Source organism: Actinoplanes sp. NPDC049599 (assembly GCF_044465625.1).
Taxonomy (GTDB): Bacteria; Actinomycetota; Actinomycetes; order Mycobacteriales; family Micromonosporaceae; genus Actinoplanes.
Genome location: NZ_JBITLX010000001.1, coordinates 79979 through 106545 on the forward strand (window position 1 = coordinate 79979; position 26567 = coordinate 106545).

General features: G+C 72.0%; 24 protein-coding genes and 1 tRNA gene. 16 read left to right on the forward strand and 9 right to left on the reverse strand.

Features of this window, described 5'->3' with window-relative positions:
- The first annotated feature begins 33 nt into the window (after window positions 1–33).
- The 5 genes from tmk (at window position 34) to ACIBQZ_RS00375 (ending at window position 5219) form a co-directional block, all read left to right on the forward strand.
- The gene (gene tmk / locus ACIBQZ_RS00355; protein ID WP_396086264.1) at window positions 34–2685 is read left to right on the forward strand and encodes a dTMP kinase; all 2652 of its coding nucleotides are present in this window, start codon (window positions 34–36) and stop codon (window positions 2683–2685) included.
- On the forward strand, window positions 2682–3875 hold the full coding sequence (locus tag ACIBQZ_RS00360; RefSeq protein ID WP_396086265.1) for a DNA polymerase III subunit delta': 1194 nt from the start codon (window positions 2682–2684) through the stop codon (window positions 3873–3875). Before tmk ends, ACIBQZ_RS00360 begins: the two co-directional genes overlap by 4 nt.
- Before the next feature lie 102 nt (window positions 3876–3977).
- Complete coding sequence (locus ACIBQZ_RS00365; RefSeq protein ID WP_396086266.1) at window positions 3978–4304, forward strand: YbaB/EbfC family DNA-binding protein; 327 nt, start codon at window positions 3978–3980, stop codon at window positions 4302–4304.
- Window position 4305: 1 nt separating this feature from the next.
- Complete coding sequence (locus ACIBQZ_RS00370) at window positions 4306–4602, forward strand: hypothetical protein (RefSeq protein WP_396086267.1); 297 nt, start codon at window positions 4306–4308, stop codon at window positions 4600–4602.
- Window positions 4602–5219, forward strand: a complete 618-nt coding sequence (locus tag ACIBQZ_RS00375; RefSeq protein WP_396086268.1) for a hypothetical protein — start codon at window positions 4602–4604, stop codon at window positions 5217–5219. Before ACIBQZ_RS00370 ends, ACIBQZ_RS00375 begins: the two co-directional genes overlap by 1 nt.
- A gap of 367 nt (window positions 5220–5586) precedes the next feature.
- Here the strand turns inward: ACIBQZ_RS00375 and ACIBQZ_RS00380 are convergent, their stop codons facing one another.
- Window positions 5587–7221 carry a hypothetical protein gene (locus ACIBQZ_RS00380; protein WP_396086269.1) on the reverse strand — a complete coding sequence of 545 codons (1635 nt, stop codon included), beginning with the start codon at window positions 7219–7221 and terminating at the stop codon, window positions 5587–5589.
- Between the two features lie 151 nt (window positions 7222–7372).
- Here ACIBQZ_RS00380 and ACIBQZ_RS00385 point away from each other — a divergent pair, with 151 nt between their 5' ends.
- Window positions 7373–8209 carry a stage 0 sporulation family protein gene (locus ACIBQZ_RS00385; protein ID WP_396086270.1) on the forward strand — a complete coding sequence of 279 codons (837 nt, stop codon included), beginning with the start codon at window positions 7373–7375 and terminating at the stop codon, window positions 8207–8209.
- Here the strand turns inward: ACIBQZ_RS00385 and ACIBQZ_RS00390 are convergent.
- On the reverse strand, window positions 8200–9963 hold the full coding sequence (locus ACIBQZ_RS00390; RefSeq protein ID WP_396086784.1) for a metallophosphoesterase: 1764 nt from the start codon (window positions 9961–9963) through the stop codon (window positions 8200–8202). The two genes, ACIBQZ_RS00385 and ACIBQZ_RS00390, sit on opposite strands and share 10 nt — an antisense overlap.
- Before the next feature lie 189 nt (window positions 9964–10152).
- Between ACIBQZ_RS00390 and ACIBQZ_RS00395 the strand changes: the two genes are divergently transcribed.
- The 9 genes from ACIBQZ_RS00395 (at window position 10153) to ACIBQZ_RS00435 (ending at window position 20522) form a co-directional block, all read left to right on the forward strand.
- A tRNA-Thr gene (locus ACIBQZ_RS00395) sits at window positions 10153–10229 on the forward strand.
- Window positions 10230–10603: 374 nt separating this feature from the next.
- Window positions 10604–11677, forward strand: coding sequence for a hypothetical protein (locus ACIBQZ_RS00400; RefSeq protein WP_396086271.1), 1074 nt, complete (start codon window positions 10604–10606; stop codon window positions 11675–11677).
- A 318-nt stretch (window positions 11678–11995) separates the two neighbouring features.
- On the forward strand, window positions 11996–12472 hold the full coding sequence (locus ACIBQZ_RS00405) for a CoA-binding protein (RefSeq protein ID WP_396086272.1): 477 nt from the start codon (window positions 11996–11998) through the stop codon (window positions 12470–12472).
- A gap of 113 nt (window positions 12473–12585) precedes the next feature.
- On the forward strand, window positions 12586–13539 hold the full coding sequence (locus tag ACIBQZ_RS00410) for an ATP-binding cassette domain-containing protein (protein WP_396086273.1): 954 nt from the start codon (window positions 12586–12588) through the stop codon (window positions 13537–13539).
- Window positions 13499–15214 (forward strand): hypothetical protein, encoded by a 1716-nt coding sequence (locus ACIBQZ_RS00415; protein WP_396086274.1) that lies wholly within the window; start codon window positions 13499–13501, stop codon window positions 15212–15214. Before ACIBQZ_RS00410 ends, ACIBQZ_RS00415 begins: the two co-directional genes overlap by 41 nt.
- Window positions 15214–16008, forward strand: a complete 795-nt coding sequence (locus ACIBQZ_RS00420; RefSeq protein ID WP_396086275.1) for an alpha/beta fold hydrolase — start codon at window positions 15214–15216, stop codon at window positions 16006–16008. Before ACIBQZ_RS00415 ends, ACIBQZ_RS00420 begins: the two co-directional genes overlap by 1 nt.
- Before the next feature lie 103 nt (window positions 16009–16111).
- Window positions 16112–17104, forward strand: a complete 993-nt coding sequence (locus tag ACIBQZ_RS00425; protein ID WP_396086276.1) for a phosphotransferase enzyme family protein — start codon at window positions 16112–16114, stop codon at window positions 17102–17104.
- 148 nt (window positions 17105–17252) lie between these two features.
- Window positions 17253–18005 carry an ABC transporter ATP-binding protein gene (locus ACIBQZ_RS00430; protein ID WP_396086277.1) on the forward strand — a complete coding sequence of 251 codons (753 nt, stop codon included), beginning with the start codon at window positions 17253–17255 and terminating at the stop codon, window positions 18003–18005.
- A 3-nt stretch (window positions 18006–18008) separates the two neighbouring features.
- A complete protein-coding gene (locus ACIBQZ_RS00435; RefSeq protein ID WP_396086278.1) occupies window positions 18009–20522 on the forward strand; it encodes an FtsX-like permease family protein in 2514 nt (837 codons plus the stop codon).
- A gap of 10 nt (window positions 20523–20532) precedes the next feature.
- Here the strand turns inward: ACIBQZ_RS00435 and ACIBQZ_RS00440 are convergent, their stop codons facing one another.
- Genes ACIBQZ_RS00440 through ACIBQZ_RS00450 form a run of 3 tightly spaced genes read right to left on the reverse strand, consistent with a single transcriptional unit; the run spans window position 20533 to window position 22897 of the window.
- Complete coding sequence (locus ACIBQZ_RS00440; protein WP_396086279.1) at window positions 20533–21723, reverse strand: MFS transporter; 1191 nt, start codon at window positions 21721–21723, stop codon at window positions 20533–20535.
- The gene (locus ACIBQZ_RS00445; protein ID WP_396086280.1) at window positions 21720–22334 is read right to left on the reverse strand and encodes a TetR/AcrR family transcriptional regulator; all 615 of its coding nucleotides are present in this window, start codon (window positions 22332–22334) and stop codon (window positions 21720–21722) included. The genes ACIBQZ_RS00440 and ACIBQZ_RS00445 overlap by 4 nt, the downstream gene beginning before the upstream one ends.
- The gene (locus tag ACIBQZ_RS00450; protein ID WP_396086281.1) at window positions 22331–22897 is read right to left on the reverse strand and encodes a sugar O-acetyltransferase; all 567 of its coding nucleotides are present in this window, start codon (window positions 22895–22897) and stop codon (window positions 22331–22333) included. Before ACIBQZ_RS00450 ends, ACIBQZ_RS00445 begins: the two co-directional genes overlap by 4 nt.
- Window positions 22898–22961: 64 nt before the next feature.
- Here ACIBQZ_RS00450 and ACIBQZ_RS00455 point away from each other — a divergent pair, with 64 nt between their 5' ends.
- A complete protein-coding gene (locus ACIBQZ_RS00455) occupies window positions 22962–24125 on the forward strand; it encodes a geranylgeranyl reductase family protein (RefSeq protein WP_396086282.1) in 1164 nt (387 codons plus the stop codon).
- 7 nt (window positions 24126–24132) lie between these two features.
- On the opposite strand, the gene ACIBQZ_RS00460 is transcribed toward ACIBQZ_RS00455, so the two are convergent.
- From ACIBQZ_RS00460 to ACIBQZ_RS00475, 4 genes are all read right to left on the reverse strand, one after another.
- Complete coding sequence (locus tag ACIBQZ_RS00460; RefSeq protein ID WP_396086283.1) at window positions 24133–24687, reverse strand: DUF6226 family protein; 555 nt, start codon at window positions 24685–24687, stop codon at window positions 24133–24135.
- Between the two features lie 201 nt (window positions 24688–24888).
- Window positions 24889–25086 (reverse strand): DUF397 domain-containing protein, encoded by a 198-nt coding sequence (locus tag ACIBQZ_RS00465; protein ID WP_396086284.1) that lies wholly within the window; start codon window positions 25084–25086, stop codon window positions 24889–24891.
- 186 nt (window positions 25087–25272) lie between these two features.
- On the reverse strand, window positions 25273–25470 hold the full coding sequence (locus ACIBQZ_RS00470) for a DUF397 domain-containing protein (RefSeq protein ID WP_396086285.1): 198 nt from the start codon (window positions 25468–25470) through the stop codon (window positions 25273–25275).
- Between the two features lie 66 nt (window positions 25471–25536).
- Window positions 25537–26448, reverse strand: coding sequence for a helix-turn-helix domain-containing protein (locus tag ACIBQZ_RS00475; RefSeq protein WP_396086286.1), 912 nt, complete (start codon window positions 26446–26448; stop codon window positions 25537–25539).
- Window positions 26449–26567: the final 119 nt, after the last annotated feature.

The following is a 26567-nucleotide window of genomic DNA, read 5'->3' on the forward strand; positions in this document are numbered from 1 at the left end:
GTAGACCTCTCCGGTGCCGCGGCGCTGCGTTCCGTGCTGCGGATCCGCCCGTTCCGGCGGCTCTGGCTGGTGCTCAGCGTGGCCTCGTTCGGCGACTGGATCGGCACGCTGGCCACCGCGCTGTTCGCCTCCCAGCAGGTCACCGGCAGCGTGGCGCAGGGCAGCGCGTTCAGCAGCACGATCGCGATCCGGCTGCTGCCGGCCCTGCTGCTGGGCCCGATCGCCGGCGTGATGGCGGACCGGTTCGACCGGCGCTACACCATGGTCATCTGCGACATCCTGCGCTTCTTCGTGTACGGCTCGATCCCGGTCGTCGCCCTGCTCAGCGACTCCGGCGGGCTGATCGTCACGTGGGCGGTCATCGCCACCTTCATCGGCGAGACGGTCACCCTGCTGTGGATCCCGGCCAAGGAGGCCGCGGTACCCAACCTGATCCCCAAGGCCCGGCTCGAGGTCTCCAACCAGCTGACGCTGATCACCACGTACGGCATCACCCCGATCCTCGCGGCGCTGGCGCTGGCCGCGCTCGACGGCGTGGTCCGCGGCCCGATCGGCGGGCTGCCCGACTGGGCCGAGCCGGTGCAGATCGCGCTCTGGATCAACGCGTTCTCCCGGGCCGCCACCGCGGCAGTGGTGTTCTTCGGCATCAAGGAGATCAGCGAGGGCCATCGGGAACGCAAGGAGAAGAACGCCGAGACCTCGATGTTCCGGCAGTTCACCGAGGGCTGGAAGTACATCGGCGGCACCCCGTTCGTCCGCGGCCTGGTGCTGGGCATCTTCGGCGCGTTCGCCGGCGCCGGCATCGTCATCGGCACCGCCCGCTTCTTCACCGCCTCGCTCGGCGCCGGTGACGCCGCGTTCTACCTGCTCTTCGCCACCCTGTTCATCGGGCTGGCGGCGGGCATCGGGCTGGGCCCGATGATCGTCAAGGAGCTGTCCCGGCGCCGCTGGTTCGGCATGAGCATCGTGCTCGCCAGCGGCGCGGTCGGCTTCCTGTCGGTGGCGTTCCACCTGTCGATGGCGCTGTTCGGCGCGCTGTTCGTCGGCGCGGGCGCCGGCATGGCGTTCCTGGCCGGAGTCACCCTGCTCGGCGGCCAGGTCAACGACGAGGTCCGCGGCCGGGTCTTCGCGGTGGTGCAGATCGGCGCCCGGCTCGTGCTGCTGCTGGCCATCTCGCTGGCCGGCGTGCTGGTCGGCCTGGGCAGCTCCCGCACGATCTCGGCCGGCAGCGTGTCCGTCGACATCTCCTCCACCCGCATCCTGCTGCTGGTCGCCGGCGTGATCGGCGTCTGGACCGGAATCAGCGCGTTCCGCCAGATGGACGACAAGCACGGCGTACCGGTCCTGGCCGACCTGTGGAGCTCGATCCGCGGCCGGCCGCTGTCACCGGGCGAGGACTTCACCCGCCACGGCATCTTCGTGGTCTTCGAGGGCGGCGAGGGCGCCGGCAAGTCGACCCAGGTCACCCGGCTGGCCGAGGCGGTGAGCACGGCCGGCCACGACGTCGTGGTGACCCGCGAGCCGGGCGCGACGGACATGGGCGCGCGGATCCGCAGCCTGGTGCTGTCCACCGGCGAAGGCGCGGACGCACCGTCACCACGCGCCGAGGCCCTGCTCTACGCCGCCGACCGGGCCCACCACGTGGCCACCGTCGTCCGCCCGGCCCTGGCCCGCGGCGCGATGGTGATCAGCGACCGGTACGTGGACTCGTCGCTGGCGTACCAGGGCGCCGGCCGCACCCTGCCGGTCCAGGAGATCTCCTGGCTGTCGTCCTGGGCGACCGGCGGCCTCAAGCCGGACCTGGTGGTGCTGCTCGACGTCGACCCGGCCGTGGGCCTGGGCCGGGTGGACAGCCGCGGCCTGGGCGCGGACCGGCTGGAGGGCGAATCCCGCGCGTTCCACGACCGCGTCCGGTACGCCTTCCTCGACCTGGCCTCGGCCGACCCGAAGCGCTACCTGGTGCTGGACGCGTCGCGGCCGGCCGATGAGATCGCCAACGCGATCGCGACCCGGATCAACACGATGCTCAGCTCGGGGGAGGAAAGCCACCCGGAGCCGGCGTCGACGGCGGTGCCACCGGGACCGGACCTGAACGCGCCGGACCTGGCGGACACCACGGTGATCCCCTCGCACACGACAATGCACCTGCCCCGACCGGACGACCCGAACGCGACGATGGTGGTCCGGCCGGCTGGTGATGATCCGCACGCGACGATGGTCGTGCGGCCGGCCAGTGACGATCCGAACGCGACCACGGTGGTCCGGGCGGCTGATGATCCGAACGCCACGATGGTGGTGCGGCCTGCGGATGACGCCGGCGCGACGGTGGTGGTTCGGGCGGCAGATGATCCCAACGCGACCATGGCAGTTCGGGCGGCAGATGATCCCAACGCGACCATGGCGGTTCGAGCAGCCGACGATCCGAGCGAGACGATGGTGGTCCGGCCGGCCGATGACTCGAACACGACCATGATCGTCCCGGCCTCGGCGGATGCGACCACAGCATCGCCGGAGCCCGAGCCCGGCGAAGAGCCGGTCGCCGACCCCGCGCCCGGCGCCGACGGTGACGATGAGACGCCGATCGAGGTGCTCGACGAGCTGACCGGGAACCGGGCGCGTGCCGCCGCCGACGACAAGCCATCGGCTGGGCAGCCGCCCCCGGGCGAGCGAGAATCGACGCCATGAGTGTGTTCGCCGACCTGGTCGGGCAGGACGAGGCCGTCGAGACGCTGCGCCGGGCCGCCGCGGCCGCCGCCCGGATCGTGACCGGTGGCGCCGACGTCGGGAACGGCGCGATGACCCACGCCTGGATCTTCACCGGTCCGCCCGGGTCGGGTCGCTCGGTTGCCGCCCGCGCGCTGGCGGCCGCCCTGCAGTGCGAGCGTGCGGGCTCCGGCTGCGGCGAGTGTCACGGCTGCCACACCGTGCTCGGCGGCACCCATGCCGACGTGCGGTTCGTGGTGCCCGAGGGACTCTCCATCGGCGTCAACGAGATGCGGGCGCTGGTGCTGCGCGCCGGCACCGCCCCGTCCGGCGGGCGGTGGCAGGCGGTGGTGATCTCCGACGCCGACCGGCTCACCGAGGCAGCCGGGAACGCGCTGCTCAAGGCCATCGAGGAGCCTCCCCCGCGTACCGTGTTTCTGCTCTGCACCCCGTCGACGCACCCGGACGACATCTCGGTGACCATCCGCTCGCGCTGCCGGGTTGTCGCGCTGCGGCAGCCGCCCGCCGAGGCCGTGGCCGAGGTCCTGGTCCGCCGCGACGGCGTCGCGCCGGACGTCGCGGCCTGGGCCGCGGCGGCCGCTCAGGGCCACGTCGGGCGGGCCAAGCGGCTCGCCAACGACCCCGAGGCCCGCAGCCGCCGCGAGGCCGTGCTCGCCGTGCCGCGCCGGCTGTCCAGCGTCGGCGCCTGCTTCGACGCGGCCTCCGCGCTGATCGAGGCCGCCGAGGCGGAGTCGGCGACCGCGTTCGCGGAAAACGACAGTACGGAACGCGCGGCGCTGGAACAGGCGCTGGGCGCCGGCGGTACGGGCCGGGGCGCGGCAGGCGCGATGCGCGGCGCCGCCGGCCAGATCAAGGAGCTGGAGAAGCGGCAGAAGTCCCGCTCGACCCGCTCGCAGCGCGACGCCCTGGACCGCGCCCTGGTGGATCTCGCCGGCTTCTACCGCGACGTGCTGGTCACGAACCTGCGGGCGCCGGTCGCGGTCGTGCACACCGACGCCGCCCAGCAGTCGGCCGCGGCGGCCGGGAAGTGGACCCCGGAGAGCACGCTGCGCCGCCTGGAAGCGGTCCTGGCCTGCCGCGACGCCATCGAGCAGAACGTGAAGCCGAGGATCGCCGTCGAGGCGATGATGCTCAACCTCTGGCGCGGGTAATCCACAGGGGGCGCGACGAGGGCTGCGCGAGGTTCGCCGGAACAGGTACGGTGCCGGTGTCGTAACGCAACCATGGTGGTACTCCCGGTAAGGAGCCTGTGGATGCCCCGCGAGATCGACGAGGCATGGATCGACGAGGCGATCGAACGCTACCGCCGCCTCGACGCGTTGCGGGCCGAGTTCGAGAAGGCGGTCGCGGGCCACGTGGTGTCGGTGCACTCGCCGGACAACTCGATCGAGGTGCTGGTCACCGCGGCGGGCGACATCACCGACGTGCGCATCCGCGGCAGCCTCCAGCACCGCACGGCGGCCGACCTGGCCCGGGAGGTGCAGGCAGTGGTGACCACCGCGACCGACGCGGCCCGCTGGGCCCGGGAAAAGCTGCACGACGAGGTGTTCGGGGCGTTCCGATCGCTGGGAGACCGCTGACATGGACAAGCTGGCCGAACGCCTGGAATCCACCGCGGACGCGCTGACCACAGTGGACCACTCGCTGGCCGCCCACGCGTCCTCCCCGGGAGCCTTCGGCGCGCAGGACGAGGGAATTCCGGGCCGGCTGGGCCGAGAGCTGCACAACCGCTGGCTCGCGGTGCTGGCTGCCCGCTCCCACGAGGCGACTGCCGCGGCGGCGCACCTGAGCACGCTGGCTGCCGACGTACGGCTGGCCGCCAAGGCCTACACCGAGACGGACACCGAGGTCGACCGCCGCATCCGCCGGGGAATGTGATGGACCGGCTGGACCGCCTCATGAACACGGCCGGGCCGCTGCTCCGCCGGGTCGACGACATCCTGGCGGCGACGGGCGCGCCACCGGACCACCGCGTGTGGACCGAACTGCGCCGGGTCCGCCTGCTGCCGGGAGACGCCGCGCGGGCGGTGGCGGCGCTGCGCCCGGAGGAGTTGACCGAAGCGGGGCCCGAGCTGCGGGCGGACGCAGGGGCGTATGCGGTGCTCGCGGCGTCACTGCCGGCGCCGGGGGAGTGGAGCGGGTCGGCGGCGGAGGCCTACGACGCAGCGCGGCAACGGGCGGCGGCACAGCTGAGCGGCGGTCCGGAAAGCCTGGACGATCGGCTGCGAGCGACCGCGGACCTGGCGGACGAGCTGGTCACCTGGATGCGATCCACGCGGGACGCGGTGGCCGGGACGCTGGCGGAGGTGCTCACGTCGAGCGAGGCGGTGACGTTGGCGGAGACCGAGGTGGACGTTGCGGCGGGCCGCGGGCAGGAGGCGGCGGCGGAGGTCGCGGCGCAGGTGCTGCAGGCGGTCGGGGACAGCTATGAGGTGGGTGCTGACCTGCTGCATACGTCGCGCGGGCTGGCCGAACCGTTGGCAGCCATCGGCTGACGCCGGCGCTGCGGTTGCTCCTCGGGCAGCTTGCCGACAGCTTTCCGTCGGGCCGGTTGCCTTCCTCTGGTCGGTTGTCGACCGTGGGGGCCGGGTCGGCGACGGACAGCGGCCGCACCGCAGCGACGGGCGCCGCCCTCGGATAGCCGGTTCCGAGGACGGCGCCGCGTCTCCTGCACCCCCCGCAGGCTCACGTCACACTCAACGCCTGCTGTCGCTCTTTGTCGCCGGCTGACACCGGGAACCGGCCGCTCGTCGCCACAGGACAGCACCTGCGGGGGGTAGTGGGATCACTCCGTCGGTCAGCAGGTTGCACCACGAAGGACCTTGTCGGAACGGTTTAGCGGCGGTATCGGCCCGGCCCGCCTCAGGGACGCGGGCGACCGCGCAGACCGAAGATGAGCGCACCCGCGCCGGCGATCAGCAGGGCCACGCCCGTCAACGCCAGCACGTCCACCCGCGGGCCGGTGATCGGCAGGCCGCCACCGCCGCCGCCGGTCGCGCCGGAAACGCCGCCTGCGGGTTCGGGTGCCACGGCGGCCGCCTCCAGCAGTCCCATGTCGAGGTCCAGGACGAGGCCGGTGCGGTTGGTGGCGCTGTCCGCGTACGCCTGGCGGTCCGGACCCTTGGCGATCACGATGGTCATCGCGGTGGCCTTGGCGGCGATGGCGTGGCCGGAGACGGCCTGGCGCACGTCGCCCAGCGAGATCTTGACGGTCGTGCCGGGCCCGTCGGCCGGCGCGGCCTCGGTGCCGGAATCGGTGGCCAGCGGCGGAACGCCGGGAATGACCGGCACCGGAAGCGGCCCGGCGGACTCGAGCGCGCCGATCTGCGGAAGCCCGGCGAACAACCCGGCGGTGCCGTCCTTGTCCGGGTTGCTGGTGGGCTCTTCGGGCTTGCGGGCAATGTCGTTGCTTGTGCCCTTGGCGGCCGCGTCTCGCTCACCGGCGAAGGCCGGCCGCGCACCTGGCTGACCGGGATTCACCGGACCAACTGCCACCGAGCCGCCGCCCACACCTCCCCGGCCCGCGCCGGACTCCGCAGCCTCCGACTTGCCCGCGCCGGACTCCGCAGCCCCCGGCTTGCCCGCGCCGGACTGACCGGCTCTCCGCCGATCCCCGTCGTCGTCCGCGACAACCTCGTCCAGCCGCAGCTCGACGCTGTCGCCCGCCGTGTCCATCCGAGCCGTCTCGAAGCCTTCCCCCGACACCTCGACAACCGCCGGCTCGTACCGGACCTCGCCCCCGTCCGTGCCCGACATCGTGGCCAGCAGCGACGGCGGCTTCACCAGCTTGATCTTCACCGCGCCGCCCAGCACCTCGATCGTGCCACCGGACATCGAGGCCGCGGCGGCTGCCCGCGCGGCCGGGCCGCGCCGCTCCATCGCCGTCGTGCTCCGGCCGGAGATCTTTCCCGGTACGCGCACCAGCGACCCGTCCCCGTCCTCGAGCACCCCGGCCCGGCGCAGTTCGGCCTCGGACCGGGTGGCCTCGCCCGCGGCGTTCCCGCAGGCCATCCGGGGGTCCCACCGGGCGTGCACGGTCAGTTCACTCCTGCCGACGCGGAACGGGCCGGCCTCGATCGCCTTGTCCACGCGGTGCTCGGGCGTCTTGTGGCTCGGCGGGGCGGCCTGCTGGAAGACCTCGGTGAGCGCCTTGCGATCCGTGGGCGCGCCGTCGAGCACCCGGCCCAGCGCGGCGGCGTTGATCGGCGATTGCGCCACCAGGGCGGACTTGGCGTCGCCCAGGCCGACGTCCTTGAGCGGCTTGCCGGTGCGGCCGGCCGGGCCGAGGTCCAGGGTGCCGATGCGCATGAGCTGGGTGCCGGACTGCGCGGCGTACCTCAGCGCCTGTTCGCAGGGAGCCGGCGCGGCGGCCGCGGGCAGCGGCACGAGCAGGGCCCCGACCACCCCGAGCGCGGCGGCCTTCAGCCGGGCCCGGGCGATGCTGGAAACGGCCTGGTCGGGCTCGGCGGGCGTCGCAAGATCAACCCGTGCTGGCACGGCGGGCATCATGAAAAAGTCCTCCCCCAAGGATCACCGCAACGAGCGGTGTCTACGGCATGGCCCAACGAGAGTCGATGCGCGGGGTTGCGCGGATCTATGTAGTTCTGCGCTATTTCGCACCGCCGGTCCGTCGCCGTAGGGTGTCTCCATGGGCATGCTGTGCGCGGTCAGCTTCAACCGGTACGGCCGTCTCTACTACCTCGATCCGGGCGAGTTCTCGCCCCAGGTCGGCGACCGGGTGCTGGTGCCGACCGACGACGGGCCCGAGGTGGCGGAGTGCGTCTGGGCAGCGCAGTGGGTCAGCGAGGACACCGACGGTTTCCCCAAGGTCGCCGGTCTCGCGGACGACCGCGACCTGCGCCGCGACGAGCTGCTGCGCAAGCGCAAGGCCGAGGCGAAGGTCGCGGCCAAGAAGCTGATCAAGGCGCACGAGCTGCCGATGAAGGTCGTGGCGGTCGATCACGTCCTGGAGCAGGGCGGCGCGGGTGGCGCCCGCACGACGATCTACTTCACCGCGCCGCACCGGGTGGACTTCCGCTCCCTGGTCCGCGACCTGGGCGCCACCCTGCACTGCCGGGTGGAGCTGCGGCAGTTGTCGGCCCGGGACTCGGCGCGGGTCCAGGGCGGCATCGGCTCCTGCGGTCGGGACCTGTGCTGCGCGACCTTCCTGACGGACTTCGAACCGGTGACCATCCGGATGGCAAAGGACCAGGACCTTCCGCTGAACCCCCTGCGCATCTCAGGCGCCTGCGGCCGCCTGATGTGCTGTCTCAAATATGAGCATCCGCTGTACCAGAAGTTTCAGGCTTCGGCCCCGTCGGTGGGTGCCCGCGTGACCACCCCCGAGGGCGACGGCCGGGTCGTGGCCCACAGCGTCCCGAAGGACGCGGTGGTGGTGCGGATGGACGCCGATGGTTCCCGCTGCTCGTGCAGCCGGGCGTCGGTATGCGGCCCCCGGCAGGACCACGAGGAGCGCTACAACTGATCGGCCGCGCGCTTCGCCGAGCCGGGAGGCCCGAGCGTCTGCCCGGCAGGGGCTGGACGTGCGGGTGAGTCGGGAGCGGGTGTTGCCGGATCTGCCGGGCCGTCCACGACGACCGGCGGCTCGATCAGGTGGGCCGGGAGCGGCTCCTCGGGGCGCAGCCAGGAACTGTCCGGCGCGCCGTGCGGGTCGGCCACCCACTGGCGGCAGATCCTGGTGATGCCGATCGGGTACACGGTCAGCGTGCCGTCCGCGGCGATATGCAGGCGCAGGAAGCTTTTAGCGTCTTCGATGCCCTGGCCGGCGAACAGCTCGTTGACGTTGACGTCGAAAAAGCTCGCGATCAGCAGATAGAGCGACACCAGCTGGGTGGCCAGGTAGGCGATCACCGGCCCGTAGAGCACCGCGGCCACCGCCAGCGGGCCGGGCCAGGCCCAGTCGTGGAACGGCAGATGGAGCCACGCCCAGGCGCCGCCGGCGGCCAGCCCGATCTGGGCGAAGCCGTGGGCCAGGCCGAGGATCCAGTGCCGGGCGTGTTTGTCGGAGCTCGGGCTGGGCGGCTGCGCGAACAGCACGGCCCCGGCCAGCATCAGCACCAGCATCAACACCAGCGGGATGCTGAACAGCCGCTGGATGATGCCGCCCTGGCTGCCCGCGCCGGCCATCGCCAGCATGGTCAGCGTGTGGACGATGCCGAGCATCGTCGCGAAGCCGGGGTTGCGCACCGGCACCTTGCCGAAGACACCCCAGCTCATCCGCCGGGACTGCGCGGCGCTGGGAAAACGCGACACCAGCGCATACTTCCGGCTGCGGCTGGCGTTGCGGGTCAGTGTCTCCTTGGGCGGCACGGTGAGCGTCTCCGGCAGCTGGTGGGTGCCCAGGAGATAGGCGCCGCCGCCACCGCACGTGATCAGCTCGCGGTCCTCGCCGGTGTAGCGCGCGTAGTGGTGCAGGTCGCCGGAGACGAGCAGCCGGACGTGGGCCCCGGTCGGCGCGAGGATGGTGCGGATGAAGTAGTCGACCGCGTCGTATGCCTCGGGCTTCTTGGCGGCCTTGACCCAGGTCGGCGACGGTGTCATCAGGATGACCCGATCGTCGGGGCCGAGGCGCTGGGCGGCCTTTTCGAAGTAGAGCAGCTGCGGGTCGTCGATGTAGGCGCCGAACTGCTCGTCGATCGCGAACAGCCACCACTGGGCGGGCAGCTCCACGGCGAAGTAGGAACGGTGCTGCTGGGTGCGCCATCCGCCGATGTGCCCGTCCTTGCGGCGGGCGAAAAGGCGGAGGAAGGCGGTCAGTCCGTCGTACCAGTCATGGTTGCCCGGCAGGGCGAAGAGCGTGGGTCGCGGCCCGTCGGTCGGCGCCTCCGGCAAGGCCGCGCGGTACGGCCCTTTCATCCGGCTTTCGTAGCCGTCGCCGTTGGCGACCGGATAGACCTGGTCGCCGCCCATGAGCAGCACCTGCCCGCGCGGCAGCACCCGGCCGTCGACCTCGAGCTGCGGCTGGGCCAACAGGTATGCCACCGAGTAGGTCGCGTGGAAGCCGTCACCCAGGTCGGCGACGTAGTCGAGCCACAGCTCCCCGTCGGTGCCCGGCTGCCGGAAGAAGTCGCCGGAGAGCGCGTTCTGCAGCTCACGCTTGTCGAGATAGGCACCGAAGAGAACCGCCAGCAGGCTGCGCAGACCGGTGTTGAGCAGCAGCAACGGCGCCAGCCACCCGACCGGCCGCTGGGGCGTGAAACCGAGCTGCTGCGGATCCATGCTCACCGGACGCCGAGCGGCGGAGGGCTCGGCCTCGGCAGACCGCCGCCGCTGCCGCCGGGGCGGCTGTTGATCGCTCACGAGAGGCAGACTAGCCCGGGGGTATGACACCCGGCGTCCGCTTCCGGCGCGCCACGATCGGACCCGGCCAGGAGCACGCCGGCCGATGCAGTAGACTCAACGATCGTTGCCGCCTTAGCTCAGTCGGCTAGAGCGACGCACTCGTAATGCGTAGGTCGACGGTTCGATTCCGTCAGGCGGCTCCAAGCGCGGCGAAGGCCCGTGACCAGGCGATAGGCCAAGGTCACGGGCCTTCTTCATGGCCCGGCAAAAGCGGCCTCAGAGCCCCGGGGTAGCGCCATTTGGTTGCCCTCCATCAATGCTGAGACAACCCGATACCGTCCTCTGCGCCACGTCCACATAGATCCGCGTCGTCTGGTGATCATCGGGACCGGGGTCGGTGGCGCTACCGCTCGGTTCACGCCGATCGGCTCACGCGGGCTGATCCACCCGACCAGGACGGTCCCGCACGCCGCCGCCGCGCTGCACCACTCCACCGCGGTCGCGCGCCAGATCTGCTGGAGAGTCTTCGGGTGGAGGTGTTTGTCCGTCGGCTTGGCTCGGCGCTACGATCCGAGACATGGGCGCGCCTGATGTCCAAGCACTACGGCGCAGTGCGTCCGACTTGTTGGTCGAGCAGTTGGCAGCCTCGAAGGACCCTGTCCTGGCCTACAAGTCGAGCCTTCTGGCTGGCCTGGATCCCCTTTCGGCGAAGGCCCGATCGATGCGGGAGCGCATCCCCGGCTCCCCGATCGCCCGGGCCTTGCTGCAGGTGTTCGAGCAGGACGCCAAGACGCAGCACCATACATACCGAAAGTGGCAAGGCCCGCACTGGACGCTGACCTGCCTAGCCATGATCGACTACCCGGCCGGCGACGAGCGGCTGCGACCGCTGGTGCGCCAGGTGCACGACTGGCTGTTCTCGAAACGTTTCCTCCAGCCGCCCATGACGGTCGTCTTTCCTGGTCAGGAGGACCGGGTTCGGCACTGCGCGTCCATGGACGGCAACGCGATCTGGTACGCCGTGCGTCTCGGGCTGGAGGAGGACCGCACCCGCGATGCGGTGGACCGGCTGATCGGCTGGCAGTGGCCCGACGGCGGCTGGAACTGCGACAGGCGCCCCGAGGCCGTCTTTCCTTCCTTCCAGGAGTCGCTGATCCCGGCACGCGGGCTGTGGGCATACGGGCGCGCCCACGACTACGCGCCTGCTCTCGAGGCGGCGCTGCGGGTGGCCGACCTGATGCTGCAGCGGCGCCTGCTGTGGCATCGGTCCGATGGCAGCCTGATCGTGCCCGACTGGGCCGGCAAGCCGGGTCCGGACCGGATCCACTACCCGGTCCAGTTCTTCGACGTGCTGTTCGCGCTGCAGGTGATGGCCGACCTCGGGCGCCTCGGTGACCCGCGCTGCACCGATGCGTTGGGGCTGCTGGAATCCAAGTTGCTGCCGGACGGAGGCTTCCCGCTGGAGGCGCCGAACACGGTCACCGCCGATCACGTGGTGAGTCGTGGCAGCTATGCCGACTGGGGACCCTCGGGGCTGCGGCGCTGCAATCCTCTGGTAACCCTCGCCGCGCTGGCCGTGCTCCGCGCGGAGACCGCAGGTCACCACGCCGGCTCTACGGTGCGGGGGGTCACGGCCCACACCTCACACTGACGAGTGCAGTCGTACAGGCCGAGCACGACGGCGGCGGTGCCGGCGAAGGACAGTTGCGCCGCGACCGGGATATCGGGCCTCCGCTGACACGCCGGCCGGGCGCCCGCCGGCGGTTCACCCGATGTCAGGCGGGCCCAGCGTCCACCTGGGGCGCGCGGCCCCTGCCCCCGGACGATCGTCCCGCCCCGGCGGACCGCTCGCCGGTGCTCGTTCGTCCGCCCGGTACGGGAACAACGGTCCCGGCGCGGGGACGTTCGTCCCTGGTCTCCGGCGCGGCCATCGGCGCAGGTTGGGGTGACCAGCGAAGAGGAGACAATGATGACCACCATCAAGGAGGCCGCGTCCGAGTTCCTCGCCAACACCCGGATCGCGGTCACCGGGGTGTCCCGAAACCCGCAGGGGCACGGCAGCAACGTCGTGTACAAGCGGCTGCGGGATCGCGGGTACCAGGTCTTCGCGATCAACCCGAACGCCGACAGCGTGGAGGGCGACCCGTGCTACCACGACCTGAAGTCGGTCCCGGGTGGGGTCGAGGCGGTGGTGATCGGCACCCGGCCGGAGACCGCCGAGACCACCATGCGTGAGTGCGCCGACCTCGGCATCAGGCACGTGTGGATGCACCGCGGTCCCGGGCCCGGCAGCGTGTCCGAGCAGGCCACCGGGTTCGGCCGCCGGCACGGCATCGCGGTCATCGACGGAGGCTGTCCCTGCATGTTCGCGCCGACCGCTGATGTCGGGCACAAGGTGGCACGATTGGTGTTCACAGCCACGGGCAACGTGCCCAGGCACATCTGAGATCCGGCCGGTGCCGCCCTCCGCCCGGGCCAGGAACGAACAACAGGCTCCCGGGCGGGGAACGGCCTTTCGGCCCTGGCGCCTCCCGGGACGCCGAGGCGACGCTGGAGGGTATGGCGCGACACGTATCGATCGCGCGTCCGGAGCCGGCGGACTCGGCCCCGGCCGCGATCACCTGCACCGGTTTGACCAAGGACTACGGCAGCGGTCACGGCTTGTTCGATCTGGACCTGTGCGTGGCGGCCGGGGAGACGTTCGGCTTCATCGGCCCGAACGGTGCCGGCAAGACGACCACCATCCGGCTGTTGATGGACCTGATCCGCCCGGACCGGGGCAGCGCGACACTGCTCGGCCTGGACTCGCGTCGGGACAGCCTCGCGGTCAAACGCCGGATCGGATACCTGCCGGGTGAGCTGGTGCAGTTCCCGGGTGTGACCGCCGGCTATCTGATCGGCCTGCTGGCCGGGGTGCGCGACGGGGTCGACCCGGCCCGGATCGCCGCCCTCGCCGAGCGGTTCGATCTGGATCTCGGCCGCCGGTACGAGACCCTCTCGCACGGCAACAAGCAAAAGGTCGGGCTGATCCAGGCGTTCATGCACGACCCCGCTCTGATCATCCTCGACGAACCCACGCTCGGGCTGGACCCGCTGATCCAGCGCGAGTTCCGTGCCGTGATCGCGGAATCGGTAGCCCGCGGTGCGACCGTGTTCCTGTCCTCCCATGTGCTGTCCGAGGTGGAACTGATCTGCGACCGGATCGGGCTGATCCGCGCCGGCCGGCTGGAGCGGGTCGGGTCGCTCAATGACCTGCGCACGCTGCGTATCCACCGGGTGGAAGCGGTCTACACGGGCCGCCTCACCGCCGGCGACCTCAGCGGTATTCCCGGTGTCTCCGATCCGGCTGTCGATGACCACCACCTGAGCTGTGCGGTCCGTGGCACCGTTGCCCCGCTGCTGCGGGTCCTCGACGAAGCCGGGGTGGTGGAGCTGGACAGCCACGAGCTGTCGCTGGAGGAGGTGTTCCTCGGTGAGTTCGACCGTCCTGCCCAGCCGGCCGCTGGTCGTTGACACGTTGCGCGCGCACCGCTGGGGTGGCCTCGCCTGGATCGGCGGCGGCGCGGTCGCGATGGTCGCGATCGGGCTGGGCTTTGCCGCCGAGGTCAAACGGTTCGCCGGCGGCGCCGCGGAGATGGCCGCCGACATGCGTCCCGGGGTGGAGGCGATGCGGCTGCTGCGCTGGCCGGCCGAGCGCCTCGACACCCTCGGCGGCTATCTGACCTACCACAATGTCACGCTGTTCGGCCTGGGCCTGGCCGTTTATGCCGCCGTGCAGGGTGCGCATGCGATCCGGGCGGCGGAGACCACCGGCGTGCAGGCGGAACTCCTCGCGGCCGGCCGGAGCCGCACCGGGATACTGGCCGACCGGACGGTCGGCTTCGCCGCCACTCTCGCCGTGATCTGTCTCGGGCTGGGTGCGGGGCTTGCGGCAGCGATGGCCGCCGGGGGCGAGCCCGACGTCGGCGGGGCGTTCATCACCGCCGCCGCGGTCGGCCTCTGCGCCTTTCCGGGGTACGGGCTGGGCATGCTGCTGGCTCAGCTGACCTCCGACCCCAGGGCCGGCACCGGGCTGGCCGCGCTGGTGCTGACCGCGCTGTACCTGTTGACGAACGTCTGGCAGGACCTCGGCCTGCTGGGCGTGGTGCGGTACGCCTCACCGTTCTACTACGCGAACTTCTCCCGTGCACTTGTCCCGGGCTACGGGTTCCACGTTCCGTCGAGCGTCGTCCTGCTCGCCGCCGGCCTGCTGCTGCTGGCCGCCGCGGCCGGGGTGTACCGGCGCCGCGACTACGCCGCCGGCCTGTTCACCCGCCGCGCCCGCCGGACCCGGCCGGTGAGCTCGGTGCAGCGGCCGGCGCTGCGCACGGTGTGGTCGGCGACCTTGCTGCGCCAGCGCTGGTCCCTGCTCGCCTGGGCCGTCGCCGCGGCCTCCTATCTGGCGCTGATGGGTTGGCTGGAGCCCACCGTCGCGGACATGTGGGACAAGTTCTCCTACACCGACCGCGTCCTCGGTGCCGGCGCCGGCTACAGCGTCGCCGACCGCTACTTCGCGTTGACCGGGCAGCTCATCATGCCGATCGTCACCGCGTATGTCGTCACTCAGGCCGCCGGCTGGGTCGCCGACCTGCACCAGGGGCGCGTCGAAATGCTGCTGGCCGCGCCGGTGTCCTGGCCACGCCTGGTCGGGCAGCGGCTGCTTGCCACCCTGGCCGGCGCCGCCGTGGTGACCGTCGCGGGCGTCGGCGGGCTGGTCGCCACGGCCGCCGCGGTAGGCGCGCCGGTTGACGGGCCTGGGTTGGTGCGGCTGGCCGCGGACACGCTGCTGCTGGCCGCCGCCCTGGCCGCCGTCGCCGGCGTGGTGGTGGCATGGCTGCGCAGCACCGCCGCGGTCAGTGCGCTTGCCGTCTTTGTAGCCGCGTCATACCTGCTGGTGTACCTCGTCCCGCTGTTCGCCTGGCCCGACTGGGTCAACCGGCTGTCGGTGTTCGGCGCCTACGGCAACCCGTACCTGGAGCTGCCGGCGACCGGCGCCTTGATGGTCCTGGCCGCCGTCGCCGTTCTCGGCAATCTCGCCGCGGCCGCGCTGGCGCAACGGACCCCCAAGGTGGCTGAGGCGGCCGGGACACCACGTCGGCATCACCCGCGCCGGGGAAGGCCCGTCGGCGCACCCACCGGGGCGGGCTGATGAGGGACATCCGGGAAGGGCTGCTGTTCGGCGGTCTGCCCTACCGGGCGGCCGGCACCGGCCCGGCGGTGGTCGTGTTCCCCGGTATCGAGGGCGACAACGCCGACTCGTCCGGGCGGAGCCGCCGCCGGAACCTGCGCGTGTTCCGGCGGCTGAGCCGGCACTTCACCGTGTACGTCGTCAACCCCAAGCCCGGTCTGGCACCCGGATCAACCCTGTCCGACCTGGCCGGACACTACGCCGAAGCGATCAGGCGGGAGTTCGACGAGCCGGTGCACCTCATCGGGGTGTCCACCGGCGGGTCGATCGCGCAGGCGTTCGCCGTCGACCACCCGCACCTGCTCAACCGGCTGGTCCTGCTCTGCAGCGCCTGCCGGCTCTCGCCGTACGGCCGGCAGGTTCAGCGGCGGCTCGCCGATTTGATCCGGGCGGGCCGGCCCCGCGCGGCGTGGGCCGCCACCGGGCCGGCGCTGGCCGCCACCACCATCGGCGGCGCGCTGTTCACGATGCTGATGTGGCTGGCCGGCGGCCGGATGAACCCTGCGGATCCCGCCGACCTGCTCATCACCATCGCCGCCGAGGATATCTTCGACGCCGCCCCCGACCTGCCCCGGGTGCTCGCACCGACCCTGGTCGTCGGCGGCGCCCGGGACAGGTTCTACAGCCCGGAACTGTTCGCCGTGACCGCCGAGCTGCCGCCCAGCGCGCGGCTGTGCCTGTACCCAGGTAAGGGTCACGTCGGCACCGTCGCGCACCGCCGCGCCATCATGGAGATCGACCGCTTCCTGACCTAGCCGCTGGTTCGGCGTCGTGCGCAGGCTCCGCGGGTTGTCCGCCACGCCGCCGTTTCCACAGCCAGCGCCCGCACGAACCACGTCCACGGCACAATGCTGTCTCATGCAGGACAGGCCCACCGACCTGGCCGAGCCCGAGCTGATCGCCGCGTGCCGCGCCGGCTGGGGGCTCGAGGTCGTCGACGTCGCGTATCTGCCGGTCGGGGCCGGCAGCTACCACTGGTCGGTCACCGGCCGCGACGGCGCGGTGTGGTTCGTCAAGGTTGACGAGGTCGGGCGCGAGGCCGGTTTCGAGGCGTTCAGGCGGTCCTTCGAGACCGCGCTCGCGCTGCGTCGCGATTGCGGGCTCGACTTCGTCCTCGCCCCCGTTCCGGCCCGTGACGGCGCCGTGCTGCGCAGGCTCTCTTCCCGGTACGCCGTGACGGTGTTCCCGATGATCGACGGGTCCGCCGGGCACTTCGGTCCGCATCGGCGCGCGGATCGTCCCGAGATGGCCCGCCTGCTGGCCCGGCTGCACCTCGCCACCCCGGCTGTCGCGCACCTGGCCCCACGCGCCGACCTGCGCCTACCCGGCCGGGAACGGCTGCACGAGGCCCTGGCTGATCTCGACCGGCCGTGGACCGCCGGCCCGCACGCCGAGCCCGCCCGCCGGTTGCTGGCCACGCACGCCGACCGCGTCCGGCGCCGGCTGGTGACCTTCGACCGGCTGGTCGGCGAGGTGGGCGACCGCAGGGTGGTCACGCACGGTGAACCGCATCCCGGCAACGTCCTGTGGACGCCGGCCGGCATCCGGCTCATCGACTGGGGCAGCGTGCAGCTGGCACCGCCCGAACGTGACCTGTGGATGCTCACCTCGGCGTTCACCGACCTGATCGGCGGGGAAGCGGGCGGGGACGACGACGAGGTGCTCGCCTGCTACACCGAGGCCGGTGGCCACGCGGTCACCGCGGCCGGCATCGCCCTTTATGGACAGTGGTGGGCGCTCGCCGACATCGCCGCGTTCGTCGAGGACCTGCGCCGGCCGCATGGTGACGGCGCGGACGCCGCCGCGGCGCTGACCTACCTGACCGGCTACCTGGAGTCAGCGTTCGACTGACCGGATTCCTCGGCCCGCCGGATCGCCCGCACGCCCGCCGGTAGTGCCTGCGCTACCCCGACCCGGCAGCAGGCTGCATCGAGGCCGGCCCGCGATTTCCCTAGCGTCGGAGGAGACCGCACGAGACCGTTCCGGAGGGGCCGCAGCCATGCCAGACATCGCCGTCAGTGTCGAACGGGTCAGCAAGACGTACGGCGGGGAGCAACCCGTCGTCGCGCTGGCCGACGTTGATGCCTGGTTCCCGCGGGGGACCGCCACCGCCGTCATGGGGCCGTCCGGCTCCGGCAAGAGCACCCTGCTGCACTGCGCCGCGGGCCTGGACCGGCCGTCGGCGGGCCGGGTGCGGATCGGCGCCACTGACCTCTCCGGGATGTCCGAGAAGGCGCTGACCAAGCTGCGCCGCACCCGGGTCGGCTTCGTCTTCCAGGCGTTCAACCTGGTCGGCGCGCTGACCGTGGAGCAGAACATCCTGCTTCCCTCGCGGCTGTCCGGCAGCCGTCCGGACCGGGCCTGGCTGACCGAGGTCGTCGACCGGGTGGGGCTGGGTGACCGGCTGCGGCACCGGCCGGCGGAGCTCTCCGGCGGGCAGCAGCAGCGGGTGGCGATCGCCCGGGCGCTGGTCACCCGGCCCGAGGTGATCTTCTGCGACGAGCCGACCGGCGCGCTCGACACGCAGACCGCGGCCGGGGTGCTGGCGCTGCTGCGTTCGGCGGTGGACGACACCGGGCAGACCGTCATCATGGTGACCCACGACCCGGTCGCCGCGTCCTACGCCGACCGGGTCATGGTGCTCGCCGACGGCCGGATCGTGCAGGACCTGGCGCAGCCCGGCGCCGAGCGGATCGCCGAGCAGCTGGCCCGGCTCGGCCGTCGGATGCCCGTCGCGAGCCGGGAGGGCTGACCCGTGCTGGGACTGGCCGCGCAGATGCTGCGTTTCCGCAAGGGCAGCTTCGTGGCGACCTTCGTCGCCCTCGCCGCCGGGGTCATGATCCTGATGACCTGCGCACTCCTGGTGGAGTCCGGCTTGCGCTATCAGGGTGTGCCCCACCGGTACGCCGGGACGATCGCCGTCGTGGCGCCCGCCGACCTGACCGTCGCGGGACCGGAAATGTTCGGTGAGACCGAGTCCACCACGGTGTCGCTGCCGGAGGGTGGTCGCGTGCCGGAGTCGCTGGTGCCGGCCCTCGCGGCGGTGCCGGGCGTCGCGAGCGCGGTGGGCGACCACTCGATCGCGGTCACGCCGGTGGCGTCGCCGGGCACACCCGCCACGGGCCACGGCTGGGGCAGCGCCGCGCTGGCCCCGTACCGGATGGTCGTGGGCACCCAGCCGCGGGCGGACGGGGAGATCGCCGTCGACGAACGGCTCGCCGCAGGCGGAAAGCCCGGCGACGCGCTGGCTCTGCTCGTCGCCGGGACCGCGCGCACGTACCGGATCAGCGGAGTTGTCGCCGCGGCCGGTCCGCGCGCGCCGGTGTATTTCACCGATGCGCAGGCGGCGCGGCTCGACCCGCGCCCGGGCGGCTTCGACACGATCGGCGTGCTCGCCAAGCCGGGCGCCGACCGGGCGGAGGTGCTCGCCGCGGTGCGCCGGGTGGCCGCGGCCGCGTCCGCGAAGACCTATGTGGACGGTGAGCGAGGGTTGGCCGAGCAGCCCGAGGCGGCGGCCGCGCGGGCCCTCAGCGTGCAGGCCGGCAGCGCGTTCGGCGGGTACGCGGCGATGATCATCATCTTCGTGGTGGCCGGCACGGTCGGGCTGTCGGTCCGGCACCGCCGCCGCGACCTCGCCCTGCTGCGGGCCGTCGCGGCCACCCCCGGCCAGGTACGGCTGCTCATCCTCGGTGAGGTGGGCCTGCTCAGCCTGCTCGCCGCGGTGGTGGGCGTGCCGGCCGGCCTGGCCGCGACCGCCTGGACCCGCACCGAGCTGGTGACCCGCGGCTTCGTCCCGGACACCTTCGTGCTGCGCGGCGGCGTCCTGTCCGCGCCGGCCGTCACCGTGGCAGTGGCCCTGGTCGCGCTGACCTCGGCCTGGATCGCCGCCCTGCGCACGACCAGGATCCGTCCCACCGAGGCGCTCGGCGAGGCGGCCGTGGAACGCGCGCTCGGCGGCCGGGTCCGGATCGTCTGCGGGCTGGTCGCTCTCGGCGGTGCCGTGTCGCTGACCGGGCTCACCGGCGCCACCGACGGTGCGACCGCGCTGGGTGCCGCGACCGGCATGCTCTACACGTTTGTCCTGGCCGTGGCGCTGCTGGCGCCCTGGATCAACCAGGCCGCCGCCCGGCTGCTCGCGCCGGTGCTGCGGGCCGTGTGGGGCAACAGCGGCTACCTCGCCGCGGCGAACCTGCGGGCGAACGCGCGCGGCATGGTCGCGGTGCTGACCGCGCTGGTGCTCTCGGTCGGTTTCGGCGGCACCGTGTGGTTCCTCCAGGACAACCTGCAGCGCCAGACAGTGACCCAGAGCCAAGACGGCACCCTCGCCCAGCACGCGCTGGTCGGCGCCGCGGGCCTGCCGGCCGCGGCCACGAGGGCGGCGCGCCGGCTGCCGGGGGTGGTCGCGGCGACGGGGGTACGCCGGACCTCAGTGATCGTGCCCACCGACCTCGAGGCCCAGGCGGTGGTCGCGCAGGGCATCGACCCGCTGGGCGCCGACCAGACCATGGACCTGGGGGTACGGTCCGGAAGCCTGGCGGATCTGCGAGCCGGCACCGTGGCGGTGTCGACCACGCGGGCGGGCGCCGCCGGCTGGAAGCTCGGCGACGACGCGCGCCTGTGGCTCGGCGACGGCACCCCGGTGACCCTGCGGGTCGTCGCCATCTACGACCGGGGCTGGGGCTTCGGCGACGTCACCCTGCCCATCGAGACGCTTGCCGGCCACACCGCGACCGGCCTCGACGACCACGTGCTGATCCGCACCGCGCCGGGTGCCGAGGTCGACGCGGCCCTGGCCGGGCTGGCCCGGGCCTATCCGGCGAGCGCCGTGGCCGGCGCGGACCGGCTCACCGGCGAGCTGGCCGAGGACCTGGCGATCAGCGCCTGGCTCAACAAGCTGCTGATCGCCGTGCTGGTGGGTTACGCGGTGCTGGCCGCCGCGAACACCCTGGTGATGGCGGCGCTGGCGCGTTCGCGGGAGCTGTCCCTGCTGCGCCTGGTCGGCGTGACCCGGGGCCAGGTGCGGCGCATGGTCCACGCGGAACAGGCGGGCCTGCTGGGCGTGGCCCTCGCGATCGGCACGACCGTCGCGGCGGTGACGCTCTCGTCGGTCGTCCACGCCCTCTCCGGCGAGCGGATCCCGTACGTGCCGGCGCTGGGCGCGGTCGTCGTCGTGGGCGGGACGATCGTGTTGGCGCTGATCGCCACGATGCTGCCGATCGGCCGGGTGCTGCGTACCCGACCGGTCGAGGGCATCGGCATCCGCGAGTAGCGCCGCGGGCTCACGGCCGGGCCGGCGGCCGCAGCGCACCAGCCGCTGCGGTCGCCACCGCCAGCAGCACCGCCACCGCGCACAGCGCCTTCAGCACCGTCACGTGATCACCCAGGAAGCCGATCAGCGGCGGCCCGCCCAGGAACGCGCAGTAGCCGATCGACGCGACCACGCTCACCCGTGCCGGCGCCCGCGCCGGGTCGTCGGCCGCCGCGCTCATCCCCACCGGGAAGCCGAGCGAGGCCCCGATGCCCCACAGCAGCGCGCCCGCGAAGGCGGTCGCGGTGTTGGGGCCGAAGACGAAGAGCATCAGCCCGGCGAGGCTGAGCACCGCCAGGACCCGGACCACGACTACCCGGCCGTACCGGTCGAGCAGCGCCGGGCCGAACCACCGGCCCAGCGTCATCGCGGTCAGGAACGTGGCGAACGCCAGCGAGCCGATCGTGGCCGCGGCGCCGTACCCGTCGATCACCGCGACGCTGATCCAGTCGATGCCGGCGCCCTCGGCGAAGGCGAAGGCCAGCACGAACAGCCCGATCAGCAGCGTCCGGGGCTCGCGCCAGGTGGCGAGCGTGCGCCGCAGGCCGCTGCCCTCGTCGGCGGTGGGCGGGTGCACGTCGTCCGGCCCGAAGTCGCGCACCGCCAGCATCACCAGGACGCCGATCAGCACCGCCGAGCAGATCAGGTGGACGGTGACCGAGACGTGCAGCGCCACCGCGCCCGCCCCCACGAGCGCACCGGCCACCGTGCCGACGCTGTAACCGGCGTGGAAGCGCGGCATGATCGACTTGCCGAGGCGCCCCTCCACCACCGCGCCCTGCACGTTCATCGCCACGTCCCAGGCGCCGTTGGCGAAGCCGAACAGGAACAGCCCGACCACCACCGGCGCGATCCCGTACGGATAGCCGATCCCGACCGCGCTCAGCGCGACGAGCAGCAGCCCCGCCATCACGGTGACCGTGCCGCGCGAGCCGAACCGGGCCACGATGTGCCCGGCCAGCACCAGCGATACGATCGAGCCGGCGGCGATGGCCAGCAGCACCAGCCCGAGCCGGGACGGCGTCAGCCCGAGCCCGTCGCGGACCTGCGGGATCCGGGTGGCCCAGGAGGCCATCGCGAACCCGCAGCCGATGAACGCCAGGTAGACCGCCCGCCGGGCGGCCCCGACGTCGACGGAGGGTGCGGTCAGGGTGGTGGTCATGCGGTGGCTCCCAGCTGCCGGGCGACGATCTCACGGGTCTCGGCGCGGGTCGCGCCGGGGGTGGTGGCCAGGGTCTGGTGCATGACCAGGCCCTCGATGAGGGCGTCGATGCCCCGGGCGGTGGTCGGGTCGACAAAACGTTCAAGCACGCCGCGACTGGTGCGCATCCACGACTCGGTGACGCTGCGCAACCCCGGGTCACGCAGCGCCGCCAGGTAGAGCTCGTAGGCCACCGCCCAGTCGCGGGGATCCGCGTCCGCGTCGCCATGGATCAGGTCGGTGACCGCATCGATCAGCTGATCGCGGGTCGAGACGCCGTCGAACGCCGCCTCATAGGACCGCGACATGCGTTCCGCATGCCGGCGAAACGCCTGCGCCAGCAGATCCTCCAGGCCGTCGAAGTGATAGGTCAAAGACCCCAGCGGTACGTCCGCGGCGGCCGCGATCCGCCGATGGGTGGTGCCGGCAACCCCGTGGTCCGCGATGACATCCACGGTGACGTCGATGATCCGGTTCTTACGATCGGGGTCATACCGCCGCCCAGGCCGCGGCACCGCACCCGCCATGACCGCACCGGGTGCGCCGGGTGGCGTCGCGCCGGGTGGGGTCATGGCTCGACCTGGCGGATGACACGGGCCGGGTTGCCCACCGCTACGACGTTCGGCGGTAGGTCGCGGGTGACCACCGCGCCGGCGCCGACCACCGTGTTGTCGCCGATGGTGACGCCGGGCAGCACGATCACACCGCCGCCCAGCCAGACGTTGTCACCGATGGTGATGGGCAGCGCCGCCTCCCATTTGTCCCGGCGCGGGCCGGCCGCGATCGGGTGGGTCGGGGTGAGCAGCTGCACGTTCGGGCCGATCTGCACGTCGTCGCCGATGGTCACGGTCGCGACGTCGAGGCACACCAGCCCGTAGTTGGCGAACGTGCGGGCGCCGATCGTGGTCTGGTAGCCGTAGTCGCAGTGGAACGGCGGGCGGATCTCACTGCCCGTACCGAAACCGCCGAGCAGTTCGGTGAGCAGCTCGCGCCGGGCGGCACCGTCCGTGGGGTCCATGGTGTTGAGCCGGTGGCTCAGTGCAGCCGCCCGGACACCGTCGCGCGCGAGCTCCGGATCGTCCGCGAGGTACAGCTCGCCGGCGAGCATCCGCTCGCGCATCGTCAACTCGGCCATGCGTACAACCGTACACAACGATGTGTACTGCTGTACACATGCGTGATCGATAGACTTCCGGCTCGTGGACGCGCAGTGGGATGTCGCCGTGATCGGCGCCGGTCCGGGCGGCCTGGCGGCGGCGCATGCCGCGGCCGCGGCCGGAGCCCGGACGATTGTGCTGGAGCGCGCGGAGCATCCGCGCTACAAGACCTGTGGTGGCGGCCTGATCGGCACGTCCCTGGCCGCGGCGAGCGCGCGGATCTCCGTGCCGGCCCGGGACCGGGTTGCCGCCGTCACCTTCACCGTGCGGGGCCGCCGGGCGTTCACCCGTCGGTCGGCCGGTCAGCCGATGCTGACGATGGTCCGGCGCGACGACTTCGACCTCGCGTGGTGCCGGGCCGTCGTGGCGGCGGGCGCCGAGGTCCGGCAGCACGCTCAGGTCCGGGCGCTGGACCAGGACGTCGACACGGCCTCGGTGACCCTGGCCGACGGTGAGGTGATCACCGCCCGCTACGTGATCGGCGCGGACGGCTCGGCCGGGATCAGCAGCCGCCACGTCGGCGTCACGTTCGACCAGCAGGACCTGGGGCTGGAGGTGGAGCTGGCCGCGACCGAGGCGGACCGCGCCGCCTACCAGGGCCGGGTGCTGCTCGACTGGGGCCCGGTCCCCGGCTCGTACGGCTGGGTCTTTCCCAAGGACGACGAGCTCACGGTCGGCGTGATCATGGAGAAGGGCCGGGGCGCCGAGACCAAGAAGTACCTGGCCGACCTGCTCGACCAGCTCGGCCTGGCGGACCGCCGGGTGCTGCGCGACTCGGGTCACCTGACCCGCTGCCGCCGCCCGGACGCCCCGCTGCGGCGCGGCCGGGTGCTGCTGGTCGGCGACGCCGCGGGCCTGCTCGAACCGTGGACCCGCGAGGGGATCAGCTACGCCCTGCGCTCCGGTGGGTGGGCCGGCGAGGTCGCGGCGCGCGCCGACGATCCGACCCAACTGTCCGAATACGATCAGCAGGTGGAGCGCCACCTGGCACCCGAGATGGCGGCCGGCCGGCGCCTGCTGCGGGTCTTCGCCAGGCATCCCCGGCTGATCCACGCGGCGATGGCGAGCCCGATGGGCTGGCGCTCCTTCGAGCTGTACTGCCGCGGGGACCTCACGATGGCCAACGTGGTCCGCCGCCCGTCGATCCGCGCGGCGGTCAACCTGCTCGGCGGCCGCCCCGCCGAAACCCAGCCGCAGCCGGGTTAGGGCCGGGTCAGGGCGCGCGTCGGGGCCAGGGTGCCCACTGCACCGCGGCGGCGAAGCCCTCGCGCCGGGCCGCTCGGGCCTCGGCCGCGTCGATCGGCGCCTGTCGGGTGATGCGCAGCCCCGGCCCGATCAGCCGGGTCTCCAGCCATGACCCGGTCACCCCGCGCCGCACGCGTTCCCACAGCCCGCCCTCGACGTGCGCGGTCACCCTGGCCCGCAGGTCCTCGACCAGCACCACCGGGTCCTCCGCGCAGTCGTCGCAGCCGCAGTCGGGTGACGACTCGAAGAACCAGCGGCCCAGCCGCAGCACGATGCCCGGGAAGTCGGTGAAGGCGATCGACAGCGGCGCGGCGGCAGGGGTGCGCGGCATGAGCCGGACGATGCGCACGACCTCGGCGCCGGCTGTCGGGCCGACCGGCTCCTTGGTCTCGCGCCGGTCGACGATGTAGCGCTCGGTCAGCTCGTCGAGAACGTCCTCGGCGGCCTCGTGCAGCACAAGGAAGCGCCCTGGGTCGGAAACCCGGGACGAGAAGCTGTCCGGTCGAGATCCGGTGTCGCCCACCAGCGAAGTATGCCGCGCTCGGCCCGCGGCACTGCCGGGAACGCGAGAAGATCAGCGACCGGAAATGCCGCGCTCGGCCCGCGGCGCAGCCGGGATCGGCGATCGGAAGTGCCGCGCTCGGCCCGCGGCGCAGCCGGGATCAGCGATCGGAGGTGCCGCGCGCACGGCCGGGAACGCCAGATGCTCAGCGACCGGAAACGCTCACTCCGACCGGAACTCCCCGGCGGTGAAGGCCGCGGCGAAGACGGCCAGTTCCTCCTCGGTGAAACGCAGCGGCTCTTGATCGGGGTTCTTGCTGTCCCGGATCAGGTACCCACCCTCAAACGGGGCGATTTCGACGCAGGTCGAGTTGCCACATCGTTGACTCTTGCGCCACGCCGGCTGTTCCGTCGAGTTCATAGCCCGCTCCTCCGTGACCGGTTCCCGAGTAACACGGTAAGCGGTGTCTGGCATGCACGGCAGAGGGCAGCAATGAGTGAACCGTCATTGCTGTGATGAATGCGGCGTTTGTTGGTATATGTGAAGTTAGTTTGTCCGCTCTGCGCACAGATGACACGTCTTCAGTGCGCAAAGCGGACAGCGGCCTCAGAACCTGAACTCGCCCGCCTGGACACCCTCGACGAATGCCGTCCACTCCTCGACCGTGAACGACAAGGCCGGGCTGTCGGGGCGCTTGGAGTCGCGGATCAGGTACGTGTCGCCGTCCACCCTTGCCACTTCTACACAGTTACCGTTCGCGCACTTGCTGCTCTTCTGCCACGCGGGCACGCTGACGCTGTTCATTTCTGCCTTTCAGGTTGACCCGCGCGCGCACACGTATTCGACCGTGACCCGCTGACCGGGTCATGGCTATTGAGGATGCCGGTGGCGGTCTGTGTCGTCCGCTTCCAGCCGGAGGATCTCGGCCTGAATGAAGTCCAGGGTGGCGGATTCGCTCTGGGCTTGGCTCCAGACCAGGTCGTACCGATCGCGGTGTCGCCGCGTCGTGGAGGTGACCTCTATAACTTCATCCTTCATACCGTTCTCGTAGTAGAGAAGCATGCCCTCGTCCTCTGCGTCGAGCGAGAGCAGGTCGAAGGAGGCATTGTTGGTGACGGGCGCGTTCAGGCTGAAGGGCAGCATCCTGATTTTGACCATCCCGGCCGAAGCCAGGCGGTGCAGCTCCTTCATCTGATCGGTGTGGACCTGGGGCCCACCGATCGGCCGCATCAACACAGATTGGTCCAACAGCACGCACAGTTCAACGGAGCCGGCGCGAGAAAGTAGCGTCTGATGACGCTGCTGTCGAGCCTCGAGGTAGGCCTGAACTTCCTTCTTCTCCATCTCGTCGGCCCACACCTTGAACAGCGCTTCCCCATATGCCGGCAGCTGGAACGCGCCGGGCAGGAAGTAGATCGTGTAGTAGCGGATCTTCACCGCTTCCGCTTCGTACTCGATCAGTTTGCGATAGGCGTCGCTCAGCACCTCGCGCATCAGCGGTTTCTGGTACCAGACCTGGCGTTGCCGGGTGCGGGCCGTGCGTGCGTCGATCAGGAGCGCACTGATCATGGATTTCTCTTTGATCCCCAGATATCCGAGCAACGGCCGGAGATCGTTGGGAGCAATGGTGACGTCGCCGTTCTCGATCCGGATGACCTTGCTGAGCGACCATTCCATCTGGTCGGCGACCTGTTGCTGGGTCAGCTTGGCGGCTTCCCGGGCCTCGCGCAGGGCCAGACGCACGCGGCGGCGCGCGACGGTGGGCGAGACTGCCTCAGCCATAAGTCCTTCATCGTCGAAGTGACAGGGCGGGTGTGCCAAGGTGCGACCTCGCTCTTTGCCACTAGGCAGTCAGCGAGGTCGCGAGCCATGTTACTCATCGTCATATCAGCCCCGCGACG